3 protein-coding genes are annotated in these 2757 nt (G+C 37.9%); 2 read left to right on the top strand and 1 reads right to left on the bottom strand.

The window, feature by feature from the left end; translation table 11 throughout:
- Positions 1 to 290: 290 nt before the first annotated feature.
- Positions 291 to 587, bottom strand: coding sequence for a T9SS type A sorting domain-containing protein (locus JIV24_RS22010; RefSeq protein WP_289048515.1), 297 nt, complete (start codon positions 585 to 587; stop codon positions 291 to 293).
- A gap of 159 nt (positions 588 to 746) precedes the next feature.
- Here JIV24_RS22010 and JIV24_RS22005 point away from each other — a divergent pair, with 159 nt between their 5' ends.
- Both JIV24_RS22005 and JIV24_RS22000 read left to right on the top strand, forming a co-directional pair.
- Complete coding sequence (locus JIV24_RS22005) at positions 747 to 2306, top strand: ISL3 family transposase (protein WP_200467239.1); 1560 nt, start codon at positions 747 to 749, stop codon at positions 2304 to 2306.
- Positions 2307 to 2357: 51 nt separating this feature from the next.
- Complete coding sequence (locus tag JIV24_RS22000; RefSeq protein ID WP_234445924.1) at positions 2358 to 2690, top strand: response regulator; 333 nt, start codon at positions 2358 to 2360, stop codon at positions 2688 to 2690.
- Positions 2691 to 2757: the final 67 nt, after the last annotated feature.

The raw sequence follows: 2757 nt of genomic DNA, 5'->3' as shown, positions 1-2757 counted from the left end.
TTGAAAATTTCGTTAAAGGGTTCTGCGATTTTATCAAGTCAAAAATTGAAAAAACTAATTTTTAGAACCCACCTTAATAAACTGGCACCAATACCTGTTCGTAAAAAATCTCTTCTTTTCATATTATGTGATTTATCCGTTACTACCTAATTTGCACCCTTTTTCTAATATTGAAAATTACTAAAAATAAAAGAATGAACCTTTGGATATCAGCAATTTAAAGTGGGTATAAATAAAAACCCCGGCAACAAATTACCGGGGCCACTAACAAAAACTAATACATCCTAATATCAGCGTTTTACTATTTTTCTGGTTAAGGTAGTGTCACTAGATTCTAGCTTTATCTGCAAAAAGTAGATGCCTTGCGGCAAATCACCCATTGGAATCGAGTTAAGTTCATTGCTTTGTACGAAGGCTTTGACGATTCTTCCGGTAGAATTAAATACTCGTATTTGCTTAGCCATGTCGTTAGTAATATCAATCGTCATCTCATTAATTACCGGATTTGGATAGACCTTGAGGGACTTATATAAATCTTCGTTGCTAAGATTGGTTGCCAGGGTGGAGACGCCGGTCAAAGTGACCACCTAAGGCCAATTTAAATTGGTTCTTCGTCAATTTTGGGGAACCACATTCAGATAAGGAGGTACATCTTTAATTCATTGTTTTGCAGTCATTTAGCATGTATTTTCTTTGGCTACAATGACGTTTTTGCTTATCTTTATATAGTTGACAATCAATTATATATGACCTTAAAACAGCTCTTTCGAATTTCAAAAATCAAGATTTCCAATATCGAGTATAAACAATCATTAATTACATTCCATGCTTCAATAACCAGCAAGAAGGCAAAGTGCCCGGTTTGTAACAGATACAGTTATTCTGTACACGATCGATACACCCGTACAATAACTGATCTGCCAGTATTTCAATACTCTACTAAAATAGTATTAGGTGTCCGTAAGTTTAAATGCCAGAATGCACACTGCCAAAGAAAGGTTTTCACAGAACGACATGATGATATTCTCCCGTATGCCAGACGTACGCTCCGTGTTGATAAGCTATTATCTGAAATTGCCATTGAAATGACAAGTGGTGCAGGAAGTAAGTTGTCTGACAAACTTAATGTCAAAGTAAGCCGGGCTACCATCACTCGCCTTGCTTACCGGTTACAACCGCCGAAACCAGGAAAACTTACAGTGGTTGGTGTCGACGATTGGGCATTCCGGAAAGGCGTCAATTATGGTACTGTTTTGGTTGACATGGAAACCTCAAAGCCAATTGACCTTCTGCCAACAAGAGAGGGAGAAGATCTGGAAGCCTGGCTTGAAAAGAATCCTGGTATTGAAATAATTACAAGGGACAGAGCTAGTTCTTATTCGTCTGCGATTGACTCTGCCAGTCCCGGCACACTACAAGTTGCAGACCGTTTCCACCTTTTAATGAACCTGTCAGAAGCTTTAGATACGTACTTTAAGAGCGTGGCACCCAAAATAAATAGACTAGTCAAGGCCAAAACAATGGAGTTGTGTCAAGAGGCAGAACTACCAGAATCAAATAATATAACGGGCACTTCAAGCGTTTTGCCAAGATTCGATTCGAGGCTACCTGTTTTTGAAAAGGTTAAAGAACTGCAAAGCCAAAATATACCGAAAAAGAGAATCGCGAGAGAACTGGGCATTAGTCGTAACACTGTACGTCTGTATTTTACAATGGATGAGTTGGTGCCCAAATCACATTCAAGAAGAACCAACATTGAGAATTTTAGGTCTTACATTACTGACAGGATTTCAAAGGCTGGCTATTTGATGAAAGATATCGTTGCCGACATTCGTCAAATGGGATATTCAGGTGGTAATTCCCAGGCATACCTGTACATAAGACAACTTAAAGGCACGACTGGCAATATGGCACTGAGCCAATCTGAGATAAACCAGCAGAACATCCCATATATTAAACCATTAAGTACTCGGCGGCTTGCAAAATACATTGGGAAAAACATGAACCGGATTGAAAATCATGATGAACGTAATTACATGCAGATGCTTTTAAAATATATGCCTTTGCTCCGGCAGGTGCGAAAATTAGTTCGCAAGTTTAAAAAGATGATCAGAAAAGGTACTGGTGATATCGAAGAATGGATTCAGACAGTAAAAGACTCCAAGCAAAAACTGCCTGGCCTCACTTCTTTTGCGAGAGGAATGGCGATGGATATTGACGCCGTAAAGAATGCAATACAGCTTAAGTGGAGTAATGGCCCGGTTGAAGGTCATGTAAACAGGATTAAGAGCATATTTAAGAACTAGCTTGCAGGGTAAATACAGGATAACAGAAGCCTCTAACGGCAAAGAATTGAAATGGCAATATCAATTTTGCCTGATATTATCATAACGGATATAATGATGCCCGAAATGGATGGAGTAGAAATGTGTCAGGTTATTCGTAAAAATAAAAAAACATCTCATATTCCAATCTTGATACTAACAGCCAAAACAGATGAATATTCACAGAATATAGGTTTAAATGCAGGAGCATGGGACTATATAAGTAAGCCTTTTGATACAATAGCATTACTTCAAAAGATCAGTAATATAATTGTTACACGGCATGCATATAGAAAGCAACTTCTAGAACAAAATATTACGTTAGAAGCAAAAGTCCACTATACTCCATATGATCAATGTTTTTAACCGCTTTAAAAACTGGACCACTTTGTAGCACATGAAAAGTGAAACAAAATGGTAGAAGAAATCATTA

The organism is Carboxylicivirga marina (assembly GCF_016612505.1).
Lineage (GTDB): Bacteria > Bacteroidota > Bacteroidia > Bacteroidales > Marinilabiliaceae > Carboxylicivirga > Carboxylicivirga marina.
Note: the sequence above shows the minus strand (reverse complement) of the source record. Positions and strands in the feature narration are given on the sequence as shown.

Coding starts and splice junctions, on each gene's coding strand:
- JIV24_RS22005 (WP_200467239.1), top strand. CDS start 747: ATGACCTTAAAACAGCTCTTTCGAATTTCAAAAATCAAGATTTCCAAT.
- JIV24_RS22000 (WP_234445924.1), top strand. CDS start 2,358: ATGGCAATATCAATTTTGCCTGATATTATCATAACGGATATAATGATG.